This window comes from Cupriavidus sp. BIS7 (assembly GCF_000292345.1).
Classification (GTDB): domain Bacteria; phylum Pseudomonadota; class Gammaproteobacteria; order Burkholderiales; family Burkholderiaceae; genus Cupriavidus.
On sequence record NZ_ALOU01000108.1, the window covers coordinates 1 to 22,982 of the forward strand.

Genomic DNA, 22,982 nt, shown 5'->3' on the forward strand with positions numbered 1-22,982 from the left:
AAATTACTTGACCACTACACAGAGGAGAAGTACCACCTAGCCAAGCTCAGCATTCAGGGCGACTACAGGCCCCTCTGGCTGGCCTACTCGTGCCCCCTACATGCCAGCCAGTGGGAGCGGAAGGGGCAGCTTATGTTTGTAGCTTGGTCACTGTTGAGGGCTGAGGACCCGGAGTTCTAACGGGCAGTGCGGTCGGTCGTGGGACGCACCACTACTCGCACACCTTCCCCTTCAACCAAACTCGTAGGTTCTCGCTCTTATTGGCTTGGGCGTGATACTGGTTCAGCGTGAGCCTTCCATAGAACCCTCCGTTTTGATCAACTATGAGTGGGGGATTGTTGGCGTAGCGATTGCGGGGGCTGTTGTCCGAATACGCCGAACCGTAGTTGCCGTAGTGGTTGAAGATGCTTACCCCGTCAATGGGCTTAGCAATATTTCAAGATGATGGAGATGACGCCGCGTTTGATTAACATGGGCAACTTACCACAGAAACACGGCTGAATCGCCCGGAAAGGCTTGCTGGATAAGGCTTTGCGCCTAAGCTGATGGTGCCCGGGGTCGGACTCGAACCGACACGCCTTGCGGCGGGGGATTTTGAGTCCCCTGCGTCTACCTGTTTCACCACCCGGGCAGGGTGTCTGGCGATGGCCAGAATGGGCATCGCGCGGCAATGAACGGCGGATTATGCCGCAAATCGCCCCTTGGGACAACCAGAGCGCGCCAGCAGTGTCAGCGCCCGCGGCGGGCGTTGGTGGTGCGGCTGCGGTCGTAGAAGCCCGGCGGTTTTCGGGCGATCCATCGGATGAAATCCGCCATGACCGGGTGGGTGCGCAGCGTGTTCCAGTCGTGGTAGGTCGTGGCCAGTTCGGCCTCGGTGAACACGGAGTGGATCTTCTGGTGGCAGACGCGATGCATCGGCACGACGTCCTGCCCGCCATGGCTGCGTGGCACGGGATGGTGCAGGTCGGTGGTGGCGTCATCCAGCAGTGGGCGGCCGCATAGCGGGCAGACGGCTTCGGCGCCGGCTGGCGCCTCTGGAGGCGGGCCGAGCTGGTAATCCTGGCCTGCGCGCAGGCGGCGCTTGACGACCATTGGGGTTCCTGTGGAGTCAGGGGGTGGCAGCAGTTGCGGTAGGATAGCTCGCAACCGCGCCACGCGGTGCCCCCGAGATGCCACAGGAGCCGAGTGCCATGTCCGTCCAGCCGCCCCTGGATATTGCCCCTGCCGCCACGTTTGCCGCATTGGCCGAACTTCCCTCGCAGGACCCCGCGTTTTACGCGCAGCAGTACAACAACCGCGCCAACGTGCCGGAGAATCCCGTGCATATGGCGCGCTGGGCGGCGGATTCGGCGCTGGCGCGTGCTGCTGCGATCGAGTACTTCGAAGACCTCTCCTACGGTGATGCGGATTCGCCACTGTTTGCCACCGAGACGTACGACTACTTCCCGGCGATGCACGTGCCGGATGGTGCGCGCCCGCCACTGCTGGTGTTCCTGCACGGCGGCTATTACCGCGCGCTGGACAAGTCCGATCACAGTTTCGTGGCCAGCGTGCCGACGCGGCGTGGTGTGTCGGTGGCGGTGATCAACTACGCGTTATGCCCGGACGTGACCGTGGAGACCATCGTGCGCCAGGCGCTGCAGGCCGTGGCGTGGCTCTATCGGCAGGCCGATATGCTTGGCCATGACAGGGACCGCATCTTCCTGGCCGGCCATTCGGTTGGCGGCCACCTGGTGACGATGCTGATGGCGGCGCTCTGGCCGCAGATTGGTGTCGATCTGCCGGCGGACCTGATCAAGGGTGGGCTTTCGATCAGCGGGCTCTACGATCTGGAGCCGCTGCGCCGTACGGATTTCCTGCAGGCAGATCTGAGGCTTTCGGATGCCGATGTGGCACGCATGTCGCCGGCCTTCATGCAGCCGGCCACCAGGGCACCGCTTGTGACGGCCGTCGGTGAGCTGGAATCGAGCGAGTATCAGCGCCAGAACGCGCTGATTCGTGCGGCGTGGCGCAGCAATGTGCGCGAGCATATCCCGCTGCCGGGCCGCCATCACTTCAATGCGATGGACGATCTGGCGCGCGAAGACAGCCCGATGATGCGGGCTTTGCTTGGGATGATCGCGGGGGTTTGAATTTTCCGCTCTCCCGCATGGCGGGAGAGCGGAGCAACAACATCAGCGCTTCAACTCCAGTACCCGCAGTAGCGACGACGTATCGTCCTTGCCCCAGCCGTGATCCATCAGCTCGCCGAGTTGCGTGGACGTGGCGCGCATTGCGGGCAGGTCGAGGCCGATTTCCGTGGCGATGTCCGCCGCCAGTCCGAAGTCCTTGGCATGGAGCCGCGACTCGATGCCCGCCGCGAAATCGCGCGCCACCATCTTCGGCCCCATCATGTCCAGCATGCGGCTGCCCGCCATGCCCGTGGCCATCGCCTGGAAGACCTTTGCAGTGTCCACGCCCTGCGCACCCGCAAACCGCATGGCCTCGGCGATCCCCTCGATGTTGACCACCTGCGCGATCTGGTTGCACAGCTTGGCAACCTGGCCGGCGCCGTTATCGCCGATATGCGTGATGGTCTTGCCGATTCGTTCCAGCAGCGGGCGAACCTTCTCCAGCGCTTCGGCCTTGCCGCCGACCATGATCGTCAACGTGGCGGCCTGCGCGCCCATGGTGCCGCCAGATACCGGGCAGTCCAGTGACTCGATACCATGCGCGGCCAGCGCCTGTGCAATCTCGCGCGTGACGATCGGCGAGATGGTGCTGTGGTCGATGCAGATCGTGCCCGGCGCAGCGCCTTCCACGACGCCGTTCTTGCCAAGCAGCACTTCGCGCACGTCCTCGGACGAGGTCACGTTGGTGAAGACAACCTCGGCGCCCCGCGCGGCCTCGGCGGGCGTGAAGAACGGCTCGGCGCCAAGCTGGCGCGCGGCGTCGGCCGCCTCGGGGCGGCGCACGAAGGCGCGCACGACGTGGCCGGCGCGGATCAGGTGGCCCACCATCGGGGCGCCCATCGCGCCCAGGCCGATAAATGCTACGGTGGTCATGAACGATTCCTTGAACTGAAGCTACTTGTCGCCTGCGTAGGCGAACCTGCCATTTCGTACCACGCCCATCACGCGGGCACGCTGGTCGAAACCTTGATGATCCTGCGCGCTCAGGTTGAGCACGCCATTGGGTACGGCGAGGTTGCGCGTCGATTCGATCGCGTCGCGCAGCGCGTGCCGGAATGCGCGCGTGCCAGGCTGTGCGCCTGTCTTCAGCGCACGCCGGCTGGCGTCGTCGAGCAGTTGCCATGCGCCCCAGGCATCGCCGGCGAACTGCGTTACGGTATCTGTGCCGTATTTCGCTTCATAGCGCGTGACGAAGTCGAGCGCGACCGTCTTGACCGGATGGCCGTCGGGCAACTGGCGCGCCACCACCACCGGGCCGGTGGGGAACAGCGTGCCTTCCACGTCCTTGCCGCCGACGCGCAGGAAATCCCACGAGGCGATGCCGTGAGTCTGGTAGATGCGTCCCTTGTAGCCGCGCTCGTCGAGCGCCTTCTGCGGCAGCACCGCCGGCGTGCCGGAGCCCGCAATCAGGATTGCATCGGGATTGGCCGAGATCAGCTTCAGCACCTGTCCCGTGACCGAGGTGTCGGTACGGCCGAAGCGCTCGTTGCCCACCACGCGCAGGTGGCGGACCTCAGCCATCTTCGAGAACTCGCGCCACCAGCTCTCGCCGTAGGCATCGTTGAAGCCGATGAACCCCACCGTCTTCACGCCCTGGTTGGCCATGTGCTCGGTCAGGAGCGTCGCCATCAGCGCATCGTTCTGCGGCATCTTGAAGGCCCAGTGGCGGCGGGGGTCGCCCGGCGGTTCGACGATCGATGCCGAAGCGGCCAGCGCCACCATTGGCGTTTCGCCCTCGGCAATCGCGTCAAGCGCGGCAATCGCGTTCGGCGTGATGTTCGGGCCGACGATCACGTCGACCTTGTCCTCGGTGATGAACCTGCGCACGTTGCGCACGGCAGCGGCTGGGTCGGTGGCGTCGTCCAGGATGATGTACTGCGCGCGCTGGCCGCCAAGCGTCTGCGGCCACATCAGCACGGTGTTGCGCGACGGAATGCCGATGGCGGCGGCGGGGCCCGTGGTCGACAGGTCGACGCCGACGCGGATATCGGCATGTGCCGTACCCGCTGCCATCCACAGGAACATCACTGGCAGCAGCAAGTTGCGCAGACGCATCGACAGACTCCCGGACGTGACAACGTGAAGACGATGACTGTGGGATTACTTCGCGGCCAGGCGCCACAGCGAGGTGACTTCGGCCTTGCGCGCGGCGAAGAGCGGGTCGTCGGCATCGGCAGCCTTGGGGTGGCGCGGACGGATGTCCGAGCGGCCCAGCACCTTGAGGCCCGCCGCATCGATCCAGCCGAGCAGTTCCTCGCGCGAACGCAGGCCCAGATGCTCGGCAAAGTCGGACAGGATCAGCCAGCCCTGGCCGCCCGGTGTCAGATGCGCGGCCAGACCGTTCAGGAAGCCGCGCAGCATGCGGCTGTCCGGATCGAACACGGCATGCTCGATTGGTGAACTCGGGCGTGCCGGTACCCATGGCGGGTTGCAGACGATCAGCGGGGCGCGGCCTTCAGGGAAGAGGTCGGCTTCGATGATTTCCACCTGGCCGGCCAGGCCAAGCCGTTCGATATTGGCGCGCGCGTTGCCAAGCGCGCGTGCGTCCTGATCGGTGCCCACCACCCGCTTCACGCCGCGTTCGGCCAGCAGCGCCGCCAGCACGCCGGTGCCGATGCCGATGTCGAAGGCGAGGGTGTCCGCCGGCAGCGGCTCCTTCGCGACGAGGTCGATGTACTCGCCGCGCACGGGCGAAAACACGCCATACCACGGATGGATGCGCTCGCCGAGCGCCGGAATCTCGACACCCTTCTTGCGCCATTCAAAGGCGCCGATCAGGCCGAGCAACTCGCGCATCGATGCCACATAGGGCGCATCGGCCGGGCCGTAGACCAGTTCGCACGCTTCATGCACATCGGGTGCGCGGCGCAGCGGCACCACGTGGCCGGCCTCGAAAGGCAGCAGCAGCATGCCGAGCGTGCGTGCGCGTTGCGACTGTGCAAGCCGATGCTTGTGGAATGCCTCGGTAATGTTGGCAGGCGGCTTCGGCGCCTTCTTCGGCTTGCGATCGACACGCCGGGCCATTGCCTGCAGCAACTGGCGCGCGTTCTGGAAATCGCCGCGCCAGAGCAGCGCGGTGCCTTCGCTGGCCAGACGGAATGCTGTATCGGCCGGCGTCTGGTCGTCGGCAATCACCACGCGCTTCGGCGGCGGCAGGCCGGCTTCGGAACGCCACAGCGCGCTGCGCTCGGCGCCGTCTTCGGTCCAGTGGATCGTAGGGAGGGAATCAGTCACGGGTATATACAGAGAAAAAAGGGGGCTGCGCGTGATGCTTACAGCTCGTACGCCTCATGCTCGCCCGACATCGCCTGTTCCACGAGCTTGCGGTTCAGCGTCGGCGAGAACAGTTCGATGAACGTATAGACGAAGCTGCGCAGGTACGCGCCCTGCTTGACGGCCAGGTGGGTGACGTTGGTGCCGAACAGGTGGCCGGCCGGGAGCCCGCGCAGGTTGCGGTCGCGCTCGGGATCGTAGGCAAGGCCGGCCACGATGCCCACGCCCAGGCCAATCTCGACGTAAGTCTTGATGACGTCGGCGTCGATGGCCTCCAGCACGATGTCCGGTTGGAGATGGCGCAGTTCGAACGCCTTGTCGATCTTGGGCCGGCCGGCGAAGTTCACGTCATAAGTAATGAGCGGGTAAGTTGCCAGGTCTTCCAGCGTCAGGTGCTTCTTTTCCAGCAGCGGATGGTCAGGTGGCGTAATCACCATGTGCTGCCACTGGTAGCCGGGCAGCGACACCAGGCTCTTGTCGCCCGAAATGCCCTCGGTGGCGATGCCCAGGTCAGCCTGGTCATGCATGATCATATCCGCGATCTGCGCGGGGTTGCCCTGCTGGATCGACAGCCGCACCTTCGGGTAACGCTTGGTGAACTCGCCGATCACGCGCGGCAGCGCGTAGCGGGCCTGCGTGTGGGTGGTGGCGATCGTGAAGTTGCCCTGGTCCTGTGCCGCGTAATCCTTGCCCACGCGCTTCAGGCTTTCCACTTCCTGCAGGATCTTCTCGACCGAGGTCAGGATGCGCCGCCCCGGCTCGGTCAGGCTGCGAATTCGCTTGCCGTGTCGCGTGAAGATATCGACACCCAGCTCTTCCTCAAGTTCGATAATCGCCTTGGAAACGCCTGGTTGTGATGTATAGAGCGCCTTTGCGGCCTCCGTCAGGTTGAAGTTCTGCCGGACGGCCTCACGCACGAAGCGGAATTGGTGGAGATTCATATAACTGCGTCCGTATAAACAAACAACTTCTTATTAGTTTGAGGTATGAGGCGAGTTTATTACGATTCTCGAACTTTGTTAAACGTTCGGCTTGCCCGTATTGCGTCCGCACCCCAGCCTGAATAGGTGATGCAGACGACACGGTGGCAGGCAAATTCGAGAAGCCCCCAAATGTCGCTTGCCTACACCGTCTCCGGTCTGCTGGTAGGTCTCCTGGTCGGATTGACAGGAGTCGGCGGGGGTTCGCTCATGACGCCGCTGCTGACGCTGCTGTTCGGCTTCTCGCCGGCCACCGCGGTGGGCACCGACCTTGCGTTTGCTTCGATTACCAAGGGCTTTGGCACGCTGGCCCACCGCGCCCACGGGCATGTGCAGTGGCGCGTGGTGCGCCGCCTGTGCCTTGGCAGCCTGCCCGCCGCGCTGGCCGCGATCCTCGTGCTCAAGAGCGCCGGCGAACTCGATGCGCAGTGGCTCCATGCAATCCGCGTGACGATCGGCGTCTCGGTGCTGCTGACCGTGCTGTCGCTGCTGTTCCGCAAGCAGATGCTGGCCTGGCTGGCGTGCAATCCGCGTTTCCAGCTGGAAGGGCGCAAGCAGCTGGTAGCCACCGTGCTGGTGGGTGCCGTGATCGGCGTGCTTGTCACGGTGTCTTCGATTGGCGCCGGCGCCGTGGGCGCGACGCTGATCCTGCTGCTGTACCCCCATATGAAGCCGGCCGAAGTGGCCGGCACCGATATTGCCTACGCCGTGCCGCTCACGGCCGTGGCAGGGCTGGGCCACGTGTGGCTCGGCACCGTCGACTGGAATTTGCTGCTGGCGCTGCTGGTGGGTTCGATCCCCGGCATCTGGCTCGGTGCGCAACTGTCGCGGGCACTGCCCGAACGACTCGTGCGCGCCGCGCTGGCCACGACATTGACCCTCGTCGCCATCAAGCTCGTTTCCTAAGAGGCTGTTTCAAAATGAAGCGGAGCGGTTCTGGCTAGGCGTGGGGCCGCAGACAGTACAAGCAGTACGGCAAGGCCCCGCAACGACGCCAGAATCATTTTGAAACGGCCTCCAAGCATTCAACGAATACTGAACGGACCCATACCATGTATCAGTACGATCAATACGACCAGCGCATCGTCCAGGAGCGTGTCGCCCAGTTTCGTGACCAGGTGCGTCGCCGCCTGTCTGGCGAGCTGACCGAGGAAGAGTTCCTGCCGCTGCGCCTGCAGAACGGCCTGTACATGCAGCGTCATGCCTACATGATGCGCGTGGCAATTCCGTACGGCCTGCTGGCATCGAAGCAGCTGCGCATGCTGGCCCATATCGCCCGCACGTACGACCGCAACTACGGCCACTTCTCGACGCGCCAGAACATCCAGTACAACTGGATGGAACTGGAGCGCGTGCCCGATGTGCTGGCCGATCTTGCCAGCGTGGAGATGCACGGCATCCAGACGTCGGGCAACTGCGTGCGCAACATCACCACCGACCAGTTTGCCGGCGTGGCGCCGGACGAGACGGTGGACCCGCGCGTGCTGGCCGAGCTGCTGCGTCAGTGGAGCACGTTCCAGCCCGAATTCGCGTTCCTGCCGCGCAAGTTCAAGATCGCGATCTCGTCGTCGGCCGATGACCGCGCCGTGGTGCAGGTGCACGACATCGGCATCTACGCGTACAGGAACGACGCCGGCGAAACGCGCCTGCGTATCCTGGCCGGTGGCGGCCTGGGCCGCACGCCGATCCTCGGCACGATCATCAAGGAAGACCTGCCGTGGCAGCACATGCTGACCTACGTCGAATCGGCCATCCGCGTGTACAACCGCTATGGCCGCCGCGACAACAAGTACAAGGCCCGCATCAAGATCCTGGTGAAGTCCCTTGGCGCCGAAAAGTTCGCTGCCGAAGTGGAAGACGAGTGGAAGTTCAGCAAGGACGGCCCGGGCACGCTGACGCAGGCCGAATTCGACCGCGTGGCGCAGTACTTCCAGCCGCCCGCCTATGAGAAGCTGGCCGATACCGACGCTTCGTACGAAAAGCACCTGCTCGAGAGCAAGGCCTTCGCGCGCTGGGTCAGCCGCAACGTGCACGCCCACAAGGTGCCGGGCTACGCAGCGGTGACGCTGTCGACCAAGCCGGGCCCGGTGTCGCCCCCGGGCGATGCCACGTCGGAGCAGATGGACACCGTGGCCGACCTGGCCGACCGCTATGGCTTCGGCGAACTGCGCGTGGCGCACGAGCAGAACCTGGTGCTGCCCGACGTGAAGAAGCGTGACCTGTTCGCGCTCTGGGAAGAAGTGAAGAAGGCCGGCCTGGCCACGGCCAATATCGGCCTGCTGACCGACATCATCGCCTGCCCCGGCGGCGATTTCTGCTCGCTGGCCAACGCCAAGTCGATCCCGATCGCGCTGGCCATCCAGGAGCGTTTCGACAACCTCGACTACGTCTACGACCTTGGCGACATCTCGCTGAACATCTCGGGCTGCATCAACGCCTGCGGCCACCACCACGTCGGCAATATCGGCGTGCTCGGCGTCGACAAGGATGGTTCCGAGTGGTACCAGGTCACCATCGGCGGCGCCCAGGGCAATGACACGGCGCTCGGCAAGGTGATTGGCCCGTCGTTCAGCGCCGAGGAAATGCCCGATGTGGTGTCGCGCATCATCGACACATTCGTGGCAAACCGCATCGGTGACGAGCGCTTTATCGAAACCGTTGGCCGTATCGGCATCGCCCCGTTCAAGGAGCGCGTGTACGCCGACAAGCAACGCGAAGAACGCGCCGAAGCCTGACGAACGGAGTGACTGAACATGGCAAAGATTATTCAACTGCAACGCGACGACGCCGCCCAATTCCGTCCTGTCATCGTTGACGACAACTGGACCGTGCTGCGCGCCACCGAAACCGAGCCGCTGGACGAAGCGCGGATCACGGCGGCGGCGCAAGGCGGTGACGCAGTGCTGTTCCCGCTGTCCGTGTGGAAGGCCAACGAATCGCTGCTGGCTGGCCGCGACAAGGCCATCACCGGCGTGTGGCTGGCCCCCGAGGACGAACCGGGCGATGCCGAAGCGCTGTTTGACCGCGTATCGCTGGTAGCAGTGGACTTCCCGGTGTTCCGCGATGGCCGCGGTTTCTCGTCGGCCTACCTGCTGCGCACGCGTTACAACTGGGCTGGCCAGCTTCGCGCCATCGGCGACGTGCTGCGCGACCAGCTCAATTTCATGAAGCGCTGCGGCTTCGATGCCTTCGCGGTACGTGCCGACAAGAACATCGACGACGCGATCAAGGGCTTTACCGAATTCACGGTGGCCTACCAGGCATCCGTGGACGAACCGCTGCCGCTGTTCCGCCGCGCACGCGCTGACGTGACGGCCCGGGGTGAGGCATGAGCTCCGTGATTGCCGATATTCCCGTCGTCGACGGATCGGTCTCGTCGCTGCGCCCCCCGGCGCTGTGGACGAAGCCGGAGTACACGGGCACGACGGAAGCACTGCTGGCCAAGGAACGTGAACTGGCCGAGCGCCTTTCCGGCATCGCTGCACGCTTCTTTCGCGCGCGCTTTGCCACGAGCCTGGCCGCCGAAGACATGGTGCTGACCGACGCGATCCTGCGTGGCAGTGCGGCCGTGCGCGCCGGCATCCGTGTGTTCACGCTGAACACCGGCCGCCTGCATGCGGAGACGCTCGAAGTGCTGGACAAGGTCAAGTCGCACTACGGCTACACGATCGAGCAGTTCACGCCCGATCAGGAAGCCGTGGAGAACTACCTGAAGAAGAACGGCCTGAACGGGTTCTACGACAGCGTGGACCTGCGCAAGAGCTGCTGCGGCATTCGCAAGGTGGAACCGCTCAACCGCGCGCTGTCGCACGCCGACGCGTGGATGACGGGTCAGCGCCGCGAGCAGGCCGTGACGCGTGCCGAACTGCCGTTCGAGGAAACGGACGAGGCGCGTGGCATTCCCAAGTTCAATCCGCTGGCCGACTGGACCGAGGCAGAAGTGTGGGCGTACCTGTCGCACCACAACGTGCCGGTCAACGCGCTGCACGCCAAAGGCTACCCGAGCATTGGCTGCGAGCCCTGTACGCGGGCGGTCAAGGCTGGCGAGGACGTACGCGCGGGCCGTTGGTGGTGGGAGTCCAAGGATTCGAAGGAATGCGGGCTTCACGAACAGAATATCAAGCATTGAATTGAGGCCGAGAACGACATGGGCATCATGAACGACATCGCAAGCGCAGGCGTCGCCGCCAACGTGGAACACCTGCTGCAGGTCCAGAACGACCACCTCGACCGGCTGGAAGCCGAATCGATCTACATCATTCGCGAAGTGGTGGCGGAGTGCCGCAACCCCGCGCTGCTGTTCTCCGGCGGCAAGGATTCGATCGTCATGCTGCACCTTGCGCTCAAGGCGTTTCGCCTGGGTGAGCGCAAGGTGGATCTGCCGTTCCCGCTGGTCCATATCGACACCGGCCACAACTATCCGGAAGTGATCCAGTTCCGCGACCAGCGCGTGGGCGAACTCGGCGCGCGCCTGGTGGTGGGGCACGTCGAGGATTCGATCAAGCGCGGCACTGTGCGCCTGCGTAAGGAAACCGATTCGCGCAACGCTGCGCAGGCCGTGACGCTGCTGGAAACGATCGAGGCGCACAAGTTCGACGCGCTGATGGGCGGCGCCCGTCGCGACGAAGAGAAGGCCCGCGCCAAGGAGCGCATCTTCTCGTTCCGCGACGAGTTCGGCCAGTGGGACCCGAAGGCCCAGCGCCCGGAACTGTGGAGCCTGTACAACGCCCGCATGGCGCAGGGCGAGCAGATGCGCGTGTTCCCGATCTCGAACTGGACCGAGCTCGACGTGTGGCAGTACATCGCCCGCGAGAACCTGGCGCTGCCGCCGATCTACTACGCACACGAGCGCGAAGTCGTGCGCAAGAACGGCCTGCTGGTGCCGGTGACGCCGATCACGCCGAAGCAGGATGGCGACGTCAGCGAAGTGCTGTCGGTCCGCTTCCGCACCGTGGGCGACATCAGCTGCACGTGCCCCGTGGCCAGCACCGCATCCACGCCGGTGGAGATCATCGCCGAGACCGCGGTGACCGAGATCACCGAGCGCGGCGCCACGCGCATGGACGACCAGACGAGCGAAGCGTCGATGGAGCGCCGGAAGAAAGAAGGCTACTTCTGACACCGGACGTCGGGTAAAGAACAGGAAAGACCAAATGTCGCACCAATCTCAACACCAAGGCCTGCTGCGTTTCATCACTGCGGGTTCCGTCGACGACGGCAAGAGCACGCTGATCGGCCGCCTGCTGTTCGATAGCAAGGCTGTGCTGTCGGACCAGCTCACGGCGCTGGCCAATGCCAAGAACAAGCGCACGGCGGGCGAGGAAATCGACTTCTCGCTGCTGACCGATGGCCTGGAGGCCGAGCGCGAGCAGGGCATCACGATCGACGTGGCGTACCGTTATTTCTCGACCGCGCGCCGGAAGTTCATCATCGCGGACACGCCGGGCCACGAACAGTACACGCGCAACATGGTGACGGGCGCTTCGACAGCGCACGCCGCCATCGTGCTGGTGGATGCCACGCGCGTCACGGTCAAGGATGGCCGCGCCGAACTGCTGGCGCAGACCAAGCGTCACTCGGCGATCCTGAAGCTGCTGGAACTGCAGCACGTGATCGTCGCCGTGAACAAGATGGACCTGGTGGACTACAGCGAAGAGCGCTTCAACGAGATCCGCACCGCCTACAGCGAACTGGCCGAGCAACTGGGTCTGAAGGACGTGACCTATGTGCCGGTGTCGGCGCTGCGTGGTGACAACATCGTGCACGAGAGCGATGCCATGCCGTGGTACCAGGGCGAGTCGCTGCTGCCGCTGCTGGAAGCGCTGCCTGTAGAGGATGCCGCTCCGGAAGGCGATGCCGCATTGCGCTTCCCGGTGCAACTGGTGGTTCGCCAGGATGGCTCCGCTGCTGACGACTTCCGCGGCTACGCGGGCCGTGTGGAAGCCGGAACCGTGCGCGTGGGCCAGAAGCTGCGCGTACTGCCCGCGAACCGCGAAGCCGTGGTGGCCGAGGTGCTGACGCCGAACGGCTCGGCCGAATCGGCCAGTGCCGGCGACACCGTTACGGTGCGTCTGGCCGAAGACGTCGATGTATCGCGTGGTGACATGTTCGTGGCTGCGGACGCCGCGGCCGCGTCGGCGAAGAAGCTGACCGCCGACCTGTGCTGGTTCGACGACCAATCGCTGAACCCGTCGCGCAAGTACGTGCTCAAGCACACCACGGCCAGCGTGTTCGCGCGCGTTTCGGCGGTGGATCGCGTGCTGGACGTGCACACGCTGTCGCACGAAACGGGGCGCCACGAGATCAACCTGAACGACATCGGTTCGGTGCAGATCTCGCTGCAGAAGCCGATCGTTTGCGACACGTATGGCGACAACCCGGCCACGGGCGCGTTCGTGCTGATCGACGAGGCGACCAACCACACCGTGGCGGCGGGCATGATCCGTGCGTATGCCTGATATCGTCCAGGCTGGACAACGAGCGTAACGGTGGCAGATATGAAGGCGCAGAAGGCAACGTCGACCGGAAAGGTGTACCTGATTGGTGCAGGCCCCGGTGCGGCTGACCTCATTACGGTGCGTGGCGCACGGCTGCTGGGCGAAGCCCAGGTCGTGCTGCACGATGCGCTGGTGTCACCCGAGATGCTGGCCTGGTGCCCGCAGGCGGAACTGGTCGAGGTTGGCAAGCGCTGTGGTCAGCGTTCCACAGCCCAGCTTTTCATCAACCGGCAGATCGTCGACCTGGCGACCAAGTACGAACGTGTCGTGCGGCTCAAGGGCGGCGACCCGATGCTGTTCGGTCGTGCCGACGAGGAACTGCAGGCGCTGGAAGCGGCCGGCATCGAGTACGAGGTGGTGCCCGGCATCACCGCCGCGCTTGCGGCCGCCAGCGCCATCGCACGTCCGCTGACCAAGCGTGGTGTATCGCGCAGCGTGGCATTCGCCACACAGGCCAAGGCCGCCGATGCCATCGACGTGGAGGCCGATGTCAAGGCCGATACGATCGTCTACTACATGGGCCGCGACCAGGCGGCGAACATCGCGGCGCAACTGATCGCCCGCGGCAAGCCGGCATCAACACCCGCGTGGGTAGTGGAGGCCGCGACGACGCCGCATCAGCGCAGCCACCAGTTCACGCTGGGCCGGATGGCCGCCGGCGAGGCCGCGCGCTGGATGGACCCGGTGCAGCCGAGCCTGCTGATGATTGGCGAGGCGCTTGGGAGCAGGGCGACGGAATGCGTGGAAGCCGTACGCGCGGCGTGATCCTGTTGCCGGGATGAAGAAAGGCCAGAGGTTGACTCTGGCCTTTTTGCATCTTGAACGGCTTTTCCCTCTCCCTAACCCTCTCCCGCATGCGGGAGAGGGGACGTGCTCTCAGTAGTTCAAGTGTCGCCGGTTTGCTCCCCTCGCCCGCTTGCGGGAGAGGGGCTGGGGGAGAGGGCCAGCGCGCAATATGCCGCAATGGCATCGAGCACACTGTCGACTTCGCCAACCGCATTCGAAGCGCAGATCTCCACACCGGGATGCTTCGCGCGGCACGCATCGACCAGCACCGGAAAATCCCGCCGCAGATGTCCGCCCTGGCCAAAGAACACCGGCACGATGGTGATCGTCTGGATGCCACCGCCTGCCAGTTCATCGATGGCCTCGGGCAGCGACGGCGCCATCAGTTCAAGAAACGCCAGGCGCACCGCGCAGTCCGGCAGGAGTGTGGATAGCTTGCCGTGCAGCCGGTCGAACGGCTCGCGCCAGCGTGCATCGCGCGCGCCGTGACCGAACAGGATGAGACCTTGCCTGGCGCCCATGGTCAGTGGCGATCGACCCAACGTAGCGCGCCAAGCGCAATAGTCAGGTACAACGTGCCAGGCACCAGCGCCGAGACGATCGGCGGCCAGGTGTGCAGCAGGCCGACGTGCGAGAACAGCGTGTTGGACAGGTGGAACGACAGCCCGAGCATGATGCCGCCGAACACCTTGACGCCCACCGCGCCGGCACGGGCGTGCAGGTAGGCAAACGGCAGCGCCAGCGCAACCATCACGAACAGCGTCAGCGGATACACCACCTTCTTCCAGAACGCGATTTCGTAGCGCTGGGTGTCCTGCTTGTTGTCGCGCAGGTGGCGGATATAGCGGAACAGGTTGACCGTGGACATGCTCTCCGGCTGCACCAGCAGCACGGACAGGATCTGCGGCGTCAGCTCGGAGTGCATCACCATGTTCGGGAACTGCACCTGCTCGCCCCGGAAGTCGGGCGCCAGCGCGTCCCGCTGCCCGGCGGCCTGCCCATCGCGCAGCTCGATGAAGCGTGTCTCGTTGACGTCATTGAGTTGCCACGACTGCCCGCCCTGGTAGTGGCCGTCCTTGGCCACGCGGATCACGCGCAGCCGGTAATCCTTGTCGAACTCGTAGATCGTGATGCCGGTGATCGACTGGTCCGGCCTCAGGCCCTGCACGTTGACGAAGCGCGTAATCTCGCCCGGTCCGCTGACCTCGCTGTCCCGGTCGCGGTCCTTGACCCAGACACCGGAGCGGAACCCCGATGACACCGTGGCGCCAATAGCCTCGAGTTTGACCTTCTGCGCGTACTGCTCGGCCGCCGGTCCGATGAATTCGCCGAAGATAAACGTGGCCACGGCCAGCGGAATGGCAAGCTTGAACAGCGAGAACAGTGCCTGCCGCGTGTTCAGGCCGGCCACGCGGAAGATCGTATACTCGGACTGGCTGGCCAGTTGCGAGAACACGTAGATCGCGCTGATCAGCACCGCGATCGGCAGCACCTCGTAGATCCGCGTTGGCGCTTCCAGCATCACATGGAAGAACGCAACCAGCGACGTGTACTTGCCCTGCACGCTCTCCAGTTCACTGAGCATGTCGAAGAACACGAACAGCGCCAGCACCGCGAACAGGATAAAGGCGAAGACCCCGTAGATCAGCCGCGCGAAATAGCGCTCGTAGACGCTCAGCAGTCTCATGCCTGGCTCCCGTTGGTCTTGCGGCGCAGGCCGAAGACGGCACGCCAGCCACCCAGGCTGCGGTTCGCGCGGTAGCGGAACATCACCAGCGCACACAGGAACACAATCAGGTGGATCGGCCAGATGGCCATCCAGAACGACATGGCGCCCGAGCGGACCCATGCCTGTGCCAGGTTGATCAGGTTGCTATAGGTCAGGTAGATCAGCACGGCGAAGACGAGCGGGGTATAGCGGCCCAGGCGCGGGTTCACGTACGCCAGCGGGATTGCGATCATCACGAAATTGAACGCAAGGATCGGCAGCGAGATGCGCCAGAGCAATTCGCCCAGGTTCTCGCGGGTCGGGTTGCGGATCAGGTCGATGGTGTCACGGGTCTTGGTCGGCTGGTCGGCGGCGGTATCCTGCGGCTTGTTGTCGACCTTGACCGCATATTTGTCGAATTCGACGATCCGGTAGTCAAGCTGGCCGGGAATGCCGGCGTATCGGCGGCCATGTTCCATGACCACCAGCCGGTCGCCGTTCGGCAATGTCTCGAACTGCCCCTGGTGCGCCAGCGCCACGCCGATCTTGCCAGCTTCGGAATTGGCAACGAACACGTTGCGGGCGTGCTTCATATCAGCGTCAATGCCTTCGATGAACAGCACGTAGTTGGCGTTGGCCGGCTCGATGAAGCGGCCCGAGGAAATCATCGACAGCACGCCGCGCTGCTCGAAGCGGTCGCGGAACAGCGCGGTCTGCTGGTTGGCCCATGGCCACGCGAACAGGCCAAGCAGCAGCGCCATGACGAAGAACGGCGCGGCGAACTGCAGCACCGGCCTGACCAGGTCGCGCAGCGAGATGCCGGCCGAGAACCACACCACCATCTCGGAGTCCTTGTACCAGCGGGTCAGGACGATCAGCGTGGAGATGAACAGCGTGGCGGAGAGCAGGATCGACAGATAGCCGATCGTCGCCAGGCCGATCAGCATCAGCACGTCGTTGGGGCTGGCCTTGCCGTTGGCGGCCAGGCCCAGAATGCGGATCACGAGTGACGTCAGCATGAACGTCAGCATCACCAGGAACACCGCACCGGCGGTGTAGGCGAGTTCGCGTCGCAGGGCTTGTTGGAAGATCATGCGAGATCGCTTCCGGCTACCGGCCGGCGCGGGCGATATACCGGGGGCCGAGAGACTGGCAGGACCGCGCGCTGTCAGCTTGCAGGATCGGCGGTGGCAGATCGCGGATAAAAATCGCGGATAATGGGGGCTTTCTTTTCGACGAGCCCCTGGAAGGAAGCGCGATGGAATTTAGCACAAAAGCCCTTGATCTGACCAAAGCAGGCCAAAATGGGTTCCTGGCCACGAAGACCGACTGCCTGGTGGTTGGCCTGTTCGAAGGCCAAAGCCTGGCCGGCGTGGCCAAGGCGCTGGATATTGCCACCAAGGGGCTGGTGGCGCGTCTGGTCAAGCAGGGCGACTTCGAAGGCAAGCGCGGCACGCAACTGATGCTGCACGAGGTGGCCGGTATCGGCGCCGCCCGTGTGCTGCTGGTGGGTCTGGGCAAGGAATCGGAATTCACCGACAAGGCGTTTGCCGAGGCCGTCCGCACGGCCATGCGTGCCCTCGGCGGCACGCGCGCCGCTTCGGCGCTCTGGTGCCTGGTCCAGCAGCCGCCCCAGTCGCGCGACGTGGCCTGGGCCGCCATCACCACGATCACGCTGGTCCGGGACGCCGGTTATCGCCTGCTGGAGCGCCATCCGGAACTGAAACGCGCGCCCAAGGGCGCCGCCGCCAACGACAAGCCGTCGCTGCGCAAGATCGTGCTGGCCGTGGATTCCGCCGATGCCAAGGCGGCCGCGCAGGGCGTGGTGCGCGGCACCGCCATCGCCAACGGCATGGAACTGACGCGTGACCTGGGCAACCTGCCGTCCAATATCTGCACGCCGACCTACCTGGCCAACGCCGCACGCGGCATCGCCAAGCGCCACAAGCTCAAGGCGGAGATCCTGGGCCGCAAGCAGATCGAGGCGCTCAACATGGGCGCCTTCCTGGCTGTCACCAAAGGTAGCGTCGAGCCGCCGCAGTTCATCGTGCTGCGCTACGACGGCGCGGGCGCCAAGCAGGCGCCGGTGGTGCTGGTTGGCAAGGGCATCACTTTCGATACGGGCGGCATTTCGCTGAAGCCGGGCGAAGGCATGGACGAGATGAAGTACGACATGTGCGGCGCCGCGTCGGTACTTGGCACGATCCAGGCCGTGGCCGAGATGGGCCTGAAGCAGAACGTGATCGCCGTGGTGCCGACCTGCGAGAACATGCCCAGCGGCATCGCCACCAAGCCGGGCGACGTGGTGACCAGCATGTCTGGCCAGACCATCGAAATCCTGAATACGGACGCCGAGGGCCGCCTGATCCTTTGCGATGCGCTGACCTATGTGGAACGCTTCAAGCCGGCCGCCGTGATCGACGTGGCCACGCTGACCGGCGCCTGCATCATCGCGCTCGGCCATGTGAACAGCGGCCTGTACGCACGCAGCGACGCGCTGGCCGAACAGCTGCTGGGCGCCGGCCGCAAGGCAATGGATACCGCCTGGCGCCTGCCGCTCGACGATGACTACCAGGACCAGCTCAAGTCGAATTTCGCCGATATGGCCAATATCGGCGGCCGCCCGGCCGGCAGCGTGACTGCCGCCTGCTTCCTGGCGCGCTACACCGAGAAGTACGACTGGGCCCACCTCGACATCGCCGGCACTGCCTGGAAGAGCGGCGCGGCCAAGGGTGCCACGGGCCGCCCGGTGCCGCTGCTGGCGCAGTTCCTGATGGACCGCACGGCGTAATCGGGACGGAAAAGGTAAGAGGGACGGAAAAGAGGGACTGCAGGGATGACGCGCATCGACTTCCACAGCAACGTGCCGGACACGCTGGCCTACGTCTGCCGCCTGGTTCGCAAGGCCTATGGGGCAGGGCAGAAGGTGGTGGTGTTCGGCGCGCCGCAACAGCTTGCGCAACTCGATGCGCGGCTGTGGTCGTTTTCGCCGCTGGACTTCCTGCCGCACTGCGGGCTGGACAGCCCCAATGCGGCGGTGACGCCAATCATCCTGGCGGCCTCGCTCGACAGCGTGCCGCACCATCAGCTGCTGGTGAACCTTGCTCCGGAGGCGCCGGCGCAGTTTGCCAGCTTCGAACGGCTGATCGAAGTCGTCGGCTCCAGTCCCGAGGCACGCGATTCCGGGCGCGAGCGCTACCGTTTCTACCGTGAGCGCGGCTATCCGCTCACGCACCATGACATCGGCCAGGCCAAAGGAGAATCGGCATGAGCGAACGCACGACATCGCGGGTCATTCCGCGGCTGGGCCCCAACGACAGCGTGCCGCTGCTGACCGAGGTGGTGGAACTGCCTGACGCTGCCTTCGAGCCCCCTGCACCGGCCCAGGCCACCGTGATCGACACGGCGGACATGCCGGAATCTGGCGTGGTGACTGCGGTTGGCGATACCGAATCATCGATCGAGGAATCGCCGCCAGCCATGGTCGACCCGGCGCCGTTCCTGCCGGGCGACGACGACCTGCGCGCTGTCAGGACCGAATTGCTGACGCGCGTGATGATGCGCTTTCGCACCGAATGGCCGCAGGTGGTGGAGGCCCATACCGAAGCCACGCTGCAGTCGCGGCTGGCGCCGCTGACCGCGCAATTGGCCAGTGAACTGACGCAGGCACTCGAGGCACGGCTGGTGGAGTGGCTCGATGCGACGCTGGAGGAAATCGAGCGGGACCCGGGTGGGATGTAAAAGGAGATGGTTGTCTCCCCTCTCCCACTTGTGGGAGAGGGGCGGGGGAGAGGGCCAGCGGTTCAAATTTCGACAAGTCGCAATCTGAGCCGCAACGCCCTCTCCCCCAACCCCTCTCCCGCCATGCGGGAGAGGGGAGCAGGTCAGCAGTACTTCAAACTCAGTCCGTCACTGCGCCCTTGCTGGCCGTCGAGGCCAGTTTCGAGAACTTCGCCAGCACGCCGCGCGCGTAGCGCGGAGCCGGCTGCTTCCAGGCGGCGCGGCGGCGGGCCAGTTCTTCGTCGGACACGTTCAGTTGCAGCAGCAGCTTGTGCGCGTCGATCGTGACCGAGTCGCCTTCCTGCACCAGTGCGATCGTGCCGCCCACATAGGCTTCCGGTGCGACGTGGCCAACCACCATGCCCCAGGTGCCGCCCGAGAATCGACCGTCGGTGATGAAGCCGACCGATTCGCCAAGCCCCTTGCCGATGATGGCCGAAGTCGGCGCCAGCATTTCCGGCATGCCCGGGCCGCCCTTCGGGCCCAGATAGCGCAGCACGAGGATGTCGCCGGCATTGATCTTGTCCGCCAGGATCGCTTCCATGGCGCTCTGCTCGTCCTCGAACACGCGTGCCGGGCCGGTGATGACCGGGTTCTTCAGGCCGGTGATCTTGGCCACGGCGCCTTCCTCGGCCAGGTTGCCCTTCAGGATGGCCAGGTGGCCTTGCTTGTACAGGGCCTTCGAGATCGGCAGGATCACGTCCTGGTCGGCGCGCGGCTCGTTGGGTACGTGCTCGAGTTCTTCAGCCAGCGTGCGGCCCGTGATGGTCAGGCAGTCGCCATGCAGCAGGCCGGCGTTCAGCAGGATCTTCATCACTTGCGGAATGCCGCCTGCGCGGTGCAGGTCGGTGGCCACGTAGGCACCCGACGGCTTCAGGTTGCAGATCACCGGCACGTTGCGGCGGATGCGCTCGAAGTCGTCGATGGTCCATTCCACTTCGGCCGAGTGGGCGATGGCCAGGTAGTGCAGCACCGCGTTCGTGGAGCCGCCGGTGGCCATGATCAGCGTCACGGCGTTTTCGATCGACTTGCGCGTGATGATGTCGCGCGGCTTGATGTCCTTCTTGATGGCTTCCACCAGCACGCGGGCCGATTCGGCGGCGCTGTCCACCTTTTCCTGGTCCGGGTTGGCCATCGTCGACGAGTACAGCAGCGACATGCCCAGCGCCTCGAACGACGAGCTCATCGTGTTGGCCGTGTACATGCCACCGCACGAGCCGGTGCTCGGGCAGGCGTTCTTTTCCACGCCTTCGAAGTCTTCCTGGCTCATGCGGCCGGCGGTGAATTCGCCCACGGCTTCGAACGACGACACGATGGTCAGGTCCTTGCCCTTCCAGTTGCCCGGCCGGATGGTGCCGCCATAGACGTAGATGCCCGGCACGTTGGTGCGCGCCAGCGCGATCATGCCGCCAGGCATGTTCTTGTCGCAGCCGCCGATCACGACCACGCCATCCATCCACTGGCCCTGGGCTGCCGTCTCGATACAGTCGGCGATGACTTCACGCGAGATCAGCGAGTACTTCATGCCTTCGGTGCCCATCGACATGCCGTCGGAGATCGTCGGCGTGCCGAAGATCTGCGGATTGGCGTCCGAGGCCTTGATCGCTTCCACGGCCGCATCGGCCAGGCGCTGCAGGCCGGCGTTGCAGGGGGTGATCGTCGAGTGGCCATTGGCGATGCCCACCATCGGCTTGTCGAAGTCTTCCTTCTTGTAGCCGAGCGCGTAGTACATCGAACGGTTGGGGGAGCGTGCCACGCCTTGCGTGATGTGCTGGGAACGTTTGTTGAAAGCCATGATGGGGTCTCTCCGGGGATTTGGCGGCGGTTGGCCTTGCCGTGTAGTGGGCAGAAGGATGCCGCTTGCGTTTTATCGTGTCAAATATATTATTTGACCTTTATTGAGTCGAAAAACATATCAAAAAACATCGTGGATCTGCGCCAGCTACGTTACTTCGTCACGGTGGCCGAAGAACTCCATTTTGGCCGCGCCGCGCGCCGCCTGGCGATGACGCAGCCGCCGTTGTCGCAACAGATCCAGGCGCTGGAAGAGGAAATCAGCGTCCAGTTGTTCGTGCGCACGCGCCGTTCGGTGATGCTGACGCCGGCTGGACAGCAATGGCTGCCCGAGGTGCGCCGCGTGCTGGCCGATGCCGCCGCGCTGCCCGGGCTGGCACAGCGGCTGGCTCGCGGCGAAGTGGGGTCGCTCGCGCTGGCGTTCGTCAGCACGGCCGACTACGGCATCCTGCCCGAACTGCTGCGCCATTTCCGCGCGCGTCATCCGGAAGTCCAGCTGCAGTTGCGCGAGGCCACCAGCGACGTCCAACTTGAAGCGCTGGTCGAGGGGACGATCGATGCGGGCCTGGTCATCCGTCCGCAGCTTGCCGTGATGCCGCATGGGCTGTCCTATCTGCCGCTGGTGCGCGAGCCGCTGGTGCTGGCCGTGCCGGACGGCTGGCGCCCCGCAGGCAGCCCCGCTGGCAGCACCCAGGCGCCACAGTCGGTATCGCTGAAGGAAGCCGCGCATGAACCGCTGATCATCTTTCCGCGCCGAAGCGCGCCAGCGTTTTATGACATCATTACGGGCTACTACGCGCGCGACGGGCTTACGCCGGTGATCGCCCAGGAGGCCATTCAGATGCAGACCATCGTCAGTCTTGTCTCGGCCGGCATGGGGGTGGCGCTGGTGCCCGCGTCGCTATGCAACCTGCGCCGGACTGGCGTGTCATATCTGGCGCTGCGCGATGCGGGGCCCGAAATCGAAACCGGTCTGGTCTGGCGCGAAGGCGCGGCAGGCGTGGCGCCGGTGCTGCGTTCCTTTATCGATATCGCGATGGAACTGGCCAGCGCCATCGGACTGACGCAAGACAATGGCATAAAGGCATAAAGACCTGGCGTCGCTGCCCCCCGAACAATTACCGATACTCTCTCGATCCGCCATGCTCGTTCATCCCCAATTCGACCCGGTCGCCATTCACCTCGGACCGCTGGCCATCCGCTGGTATGGCCTGATGTACCTGGCCGGCTTCATCATGTTCCTGTGGTTTGGCCGCCTGCGCATCAAGCAGCCGCATATCACGGCGCGCGGCTGGGCGGCGCGCGACCTTGACGACATGCTGTTCTACGGGGTGCTCGGCGTCATCCTTGGCGGCCGCCTGGGCTACGTACTGTTCTACAAGCCGGGCTACTACCTCACGCATCCGCTAGAGATCTTCAAGGTGTGGGAGGGCGGCATGGCCTTCCATGGCGGCTTCCTGGGCGTGCTGATCGCGATGTGGGTGTTCGCGAAAGTTCGCCGTCGCCACTGGATGGAAGTGACTGACTTCATCGCCCCGATGATCCCGTGCGGACTTGCCGCCGGGCGAATTGGCAACTTCATCAACGGCGAGCTGTGGGGCCGGCCGACGGACCTGCCGTGGGGCATGATTTTCCCGCAGGCCGGCGACAACATTCCGCGCCATCCGTCGCAGCTCTATCAATTTGCCGGCGAAGGCGTGGCGCTGTTTATCATCCTTTGGCTGTTTGCGCGCAAGCCGCGGCCGATGGGCGCGGTATCGGGTGTGTTCCTGATCGGCTACGGCACGTTCCGTTTCCTGGCCGAATTCGCGCGTGAGCCGGACAACTTCCTGGGCCTGCTGGCGCTCAAGCTTTCGATGGGCCAGTGGCTGAGCTTGCCGATGGTCGTGATTGGGGTGGCGATGGTGATCTGGGCGTACCGTCGGCATGCCAACGGGGCAACGGCAGGGGCACGCTAAGGCCTGGTTGACCGTGGTTTTCTCCCCTTATATGA

23 protein-coding genes and 1 tRNA gene are annotated in these 22,982 nt (G+C 64.7%); 14 read left to right on the plus strand and 10 right to left on the minus strand.

The window, feature by feature from the left end; translation table 11 throughout:
• A partial coding sequence (locus B552_RS29320) for a hypothetical protein (RefSeq protein WP_035880387.1) occupies positions 1-180 on the plus strand: 180 nt, incomplete at its 5' end.
• Positions 181-546: 366 nt separating this feature from the next.
• On the opposite strand, the gene B552_RS0126365 is transcribed toward B552_RS29320, so the two are convergent.
• Together B552_RS0126365 and B552_RS0126370 are read right to left on the minus strand one after the other, a co-directional pair.
• Positions 547-631, minus strand: a tRNA-Leu gene (locus B552_RS0126365).
• A 98-nt stretch (positions 632-729) separates the two neighbouring features.
• Positions 730-1,092, minus strand: a complete 363-nt coding sequence (locus B552_RS0126370; protein WP_019452062.1) for an HNH endonuclease signature motif containing protein — start codon at positions 1,090-1,092, stop codon at positions 730-732.
• 98 nt (positions 1,093-1,190) lie between these two features.
• On the opposite strand from B552_RS0126370, the gene B552_RS0126375 reads away from it, so the two are divergent.
• Positions 1,191-2,132 (plus strand): alpha/beta hydrolase, encoded by a 942-nt coding sequence (locus B552_RS0126375; protein ID WP_019452063.1) that lies wholly within the window; start codon positions 1,191-1,193, stop codon positions 2,130-2,132.
• 42 nt (positions 2,133-2,174) lie between these two features.
• On the opposite strand, the gene B552_RS0126380 is transcribed toward B552_RS0126375, so the two are convergent.
• The 4 genes from B552_RS0126380 to B552_RS0126395 form a co-directional block, all read right to left on the minus strand.
• The gene (locus tag B552_RS0126380) at positions 2,175-3,044 is read right to left on the minus strand and encodes an NAD(P)-dependent oxidoreductase (protein ID WP_019452064.1); all 870 of its coding nucleotides are present in this window, start codon (positions 3,042-3,044) and stop codon (positions 2,175-2,177) included.
• 21 nt (positions 3,045-3,065) lie between these two features.
• The gene (locus tag B552_RS0126385; protein ID WP_237718376.1) at positions 3,066-4,196 is read right to left on the minus strand and encodes an ABC transporter substrate-binding protein; all 1,131 of its coding nucleotides are present in this window, start codon (positions 4,194-4,196) and stop codon (positions 3,066-3,068) included.
• A gap of 75 nt (positions 4,197-4,271) precedes the next feature.
• The gene (locus B552_RS0126390; protein ID WP_019452066.1) at positions 4,272-5,405 is read right to left on the minus strand and encodes a class I SAM-dependent methyltransferase; all 1,134 of its coding nucleotides are present in this window, start codon (positions 5,403-5,405) and stop codon (positions 4,272-4,274) included.
• A gap of 38 nt (positions 5,406-5,443) precedes the next feature.
• Positions 5,444-6,385, minus strand: a complete 942-nt coding sequence (locus B552_RS0126395) for a CysB family HTH-type transcriptional regulator (RefSeq protein ID WP_019452067.1) — start codon at positions 6,383-6,385, stop codon at positions 5,444-5,446.
• A gap of 171 nt (positions 6,386-6,556) precedes the next feature.
• On the opposite strand from B552_RS0126395, the gene B552_RS0126400 reads away from it, so the two are divergent.
• The 7 genes from B552_RS0126400 to cobA all read left to right on the plus strand — a co-directional run bounded on the left by B552_RS0126400 (position 6,557) and on the right by cobA (position 13,686).
• The gene (locus B552_RS0126400) at positions 6,557-7,330 is read left to right on the plus strand and encodes a sulfite exporter TauE/SafE family protein (RefSeq protein ID WP_026036076.1); all 774 of its coding nucleotides are present in this window, start codon (positions 6,557-6,559) and stop codon (positions 7,328-7,330) included.
• A gap of 146 nt (positions 7,331-7,476) precedes the next feature.
• Positions 7,477-9,159, plus strand: coding sequence for a nitrite/sulfite reductase (locus tag B552_RS0126405; RefSeq protein ID WP_019452069.1), 1,683 nt, complete (start codon positions 7,477-7,479; stop codon positions 9,157-9,159).
• A gap of 18 nt (positions 9,160-9,177) precedes the next feature.
• Complete coding sequence (locus B552_RS0126410) at positions 9,178-9,756, plus strand: DUF934 domain-containing protein (RefSeq protein ID WP_019452070.1); 579 nt, start codon at positions 9,178-9,180, stop codon at positions 9,754-9,756.
• On the plus strand, positions 9,753-10,553 hold the full coding sequence (locus tag B552_RS0126415) for a phosphoadenylyl-sulfate reductase (RefSeq protein WP_019452071.1): 801 nt from the start codon (positions 9,753-9,755) through the stop codon (positions 10,551-10,553). Before B552_RS0126410 ends, B552_RS0126415 begins: the two co-directional genes overlap by 4 nt.
• Before the next feature lie 18 nt (positions 10,554-10,571).
• Positions 10,572-11,543 carry a sulfate adenylyltransferase subunit CysD gene (cysD, locus tag B552_RS0126420; RefSeq protein WP_019452072.1) on the plus strand — a complete coding sequence of 324 codons (972 nt, stop codon included), beginning with the start codon at positions 10,572-10,574 and terminating at the stop codon, positions 11,541-11,543.
• Positions 11,544-11,577: 34 nt separating this feature from the next.
• Positions 11,578-12,882: a sulfate adenylyltransferase subunit 1 gene (locus B552_RS0126425; RefSeq protein WP_019452073.1), complete on the plus strand. Its 1,305-nt coding sequence runs from the start codon at positions 11,578-11,580 to the stop codon at positions 12,880-12,882.
• 39 nt (positions 12,883-12,921) lie between these two features.
• On the plus strand, positions 12,922-13,686 hold the full coding sequence (cobA, locus tag B552_RS0126430; protein WP_019452074.1) for a uroporphyrinogen-III C-methyltransferase: 765 nt from the start codon (positions 12,922-12,924) through the stop codon (positions 13,684-13,686).
• A 119-nt stretch (positions 13,687-13,805) separates the two neighbouring features.
• On the opposite strand, the gene B552_RS0126435 is transcribed toward cobA, so the two are convergent.
• From B552_RS0126435 to lptF, 3 genes are read right to left on the minus strand one after another with little or no spacing between them, the layout of a single operon-like run.
• Positions 13,806-14,228, minus strand: a complete 423-nt coding sequence (locus B552_RS0126435; protein WP_019452075.1) for a CbiX/SirB N-terminal domain-containing protein — start codon at positions 14,226-14,228, stop codon at positions 13,806-13,808.
• A gap of 2 nt (positions 14,229-14,230) precedes the next feature.
• A complete protein-coding gene (gene lptG / locus B552_RS0126440) occupies positions 14,231-15,394 on the minus strand; it encodes an LPS export ABC transporter permease LptG (RefSeq protein WP_019452076.1) in 1,164 nt (387 codons plus the stop codon).
• Positions 15,391-16,509: an LPS export ABC transporter permease LptF gene (gene lptF / locus B552_RS0126445; protein ID WP_019452077.1), complete on the minus strand. Its 1,119-nt coding sequence runs from the start codon at positions 16,507-16,509 to the stop codon at positions 15,391-15,393. The genes lptG and lptF overlap by 4 nt, the downstream gene beginning before the upstream one ends.
• 164 nt (positions 16,510-16,673) lie before the next feature.
• On the opposite strand from lptF, the gene B552_RS0126450 reads away from it, so the two are divergent.
• Genes B552_RS0126450 through B552_RS0126460 form a run of 3 tightly spaced genes read left to right on the plus strand, consistent with a single transcriptional unit; the run spans position 16,674 to position 19,156 of the window.
• On the plus strand, positions 16,674-18,206 hold the full coding sequence (locus B552_RS0126450; RefSeq protein WP_019452078.1) for a leucyl aminopeptidase: 1,533 nt from the start codon (positions 16,674-16,676) through the stop codon (positions 18,204-18,206).
• Positions 18,207-18,251: 45 nt separating this feature from the next.
• Entirely contained in the window at positions 18,252-18,686 is a 435-nt protein-coding gene (locus tag B552_RS0126455; RefSeq protein WP_019452079.1) for a DNA polymerase III subunit chi, read from the plus strand.
• The gene (locus B552_RS0126460) at positions 18,683-19,156 is read left to right on the plus strand and encodes a hypothetical protein (protein WP_019452080.1); all 474 of its coding nucleotides are present in this window, start codon (positions 18,683-18,685) and stop codon (positions 19,154-19,156) included. Before B552_RS0126455 ends, B552_RS0126460 begins: the two co-directional genes overlap by 4 nt.
• 160 nt (positions 19,157-19,316) lie before the next feature.
• On the opposite strand, the gene ilvD is transcribed toward B552_RS0126460, so the two are convergent.
• A complete protein-coding gene (gene ilvD / locus B552_RS0126465) occupies positions 19,317-20,990 on the minus strand; it encodes a dihydroxy-acid dehydratase (protein WP_019452081.1) in 1,674 nt (557 codons plus the stop codon).
• A gap of 132 nt (positions 20,991-21,122) precedes the next feature.
• Here ilvD and B552_RS0126470 point away from each other — a divergent pair, with 132 nt between their 5' ends.
• Together B552_RS0126470 and lgt are read left to right on the plus strand one after the other, a co-directional pair.
• Positions 21,123-22,079 (plus strand): LysR family transcriptional regulator, encoded by a 957-nt coding sequence (locus tag B552_RS0126470; RefSeq protein ID WP_019452082.1) that lies wholly within the window; start codon positions 21,123-21,125, stop codon positions 22,077-22,079.
• Positions 22,080-22,131: 52 nt separating this feature from the next.
• Positions 22,132-22,947: a prolipoprotein diacylglyceryl transferase gene (lgt, locus tag B552_RS0126475; protein WP_019452083.1), complete on the plus strand. Its 816-nt coding sequence runs from the start codon at positions 22,132-22,134 to the stop codon at positions 22,945-22,947.
• Positions 22,948-22,982: the final 35 nt, after the last annotated feature.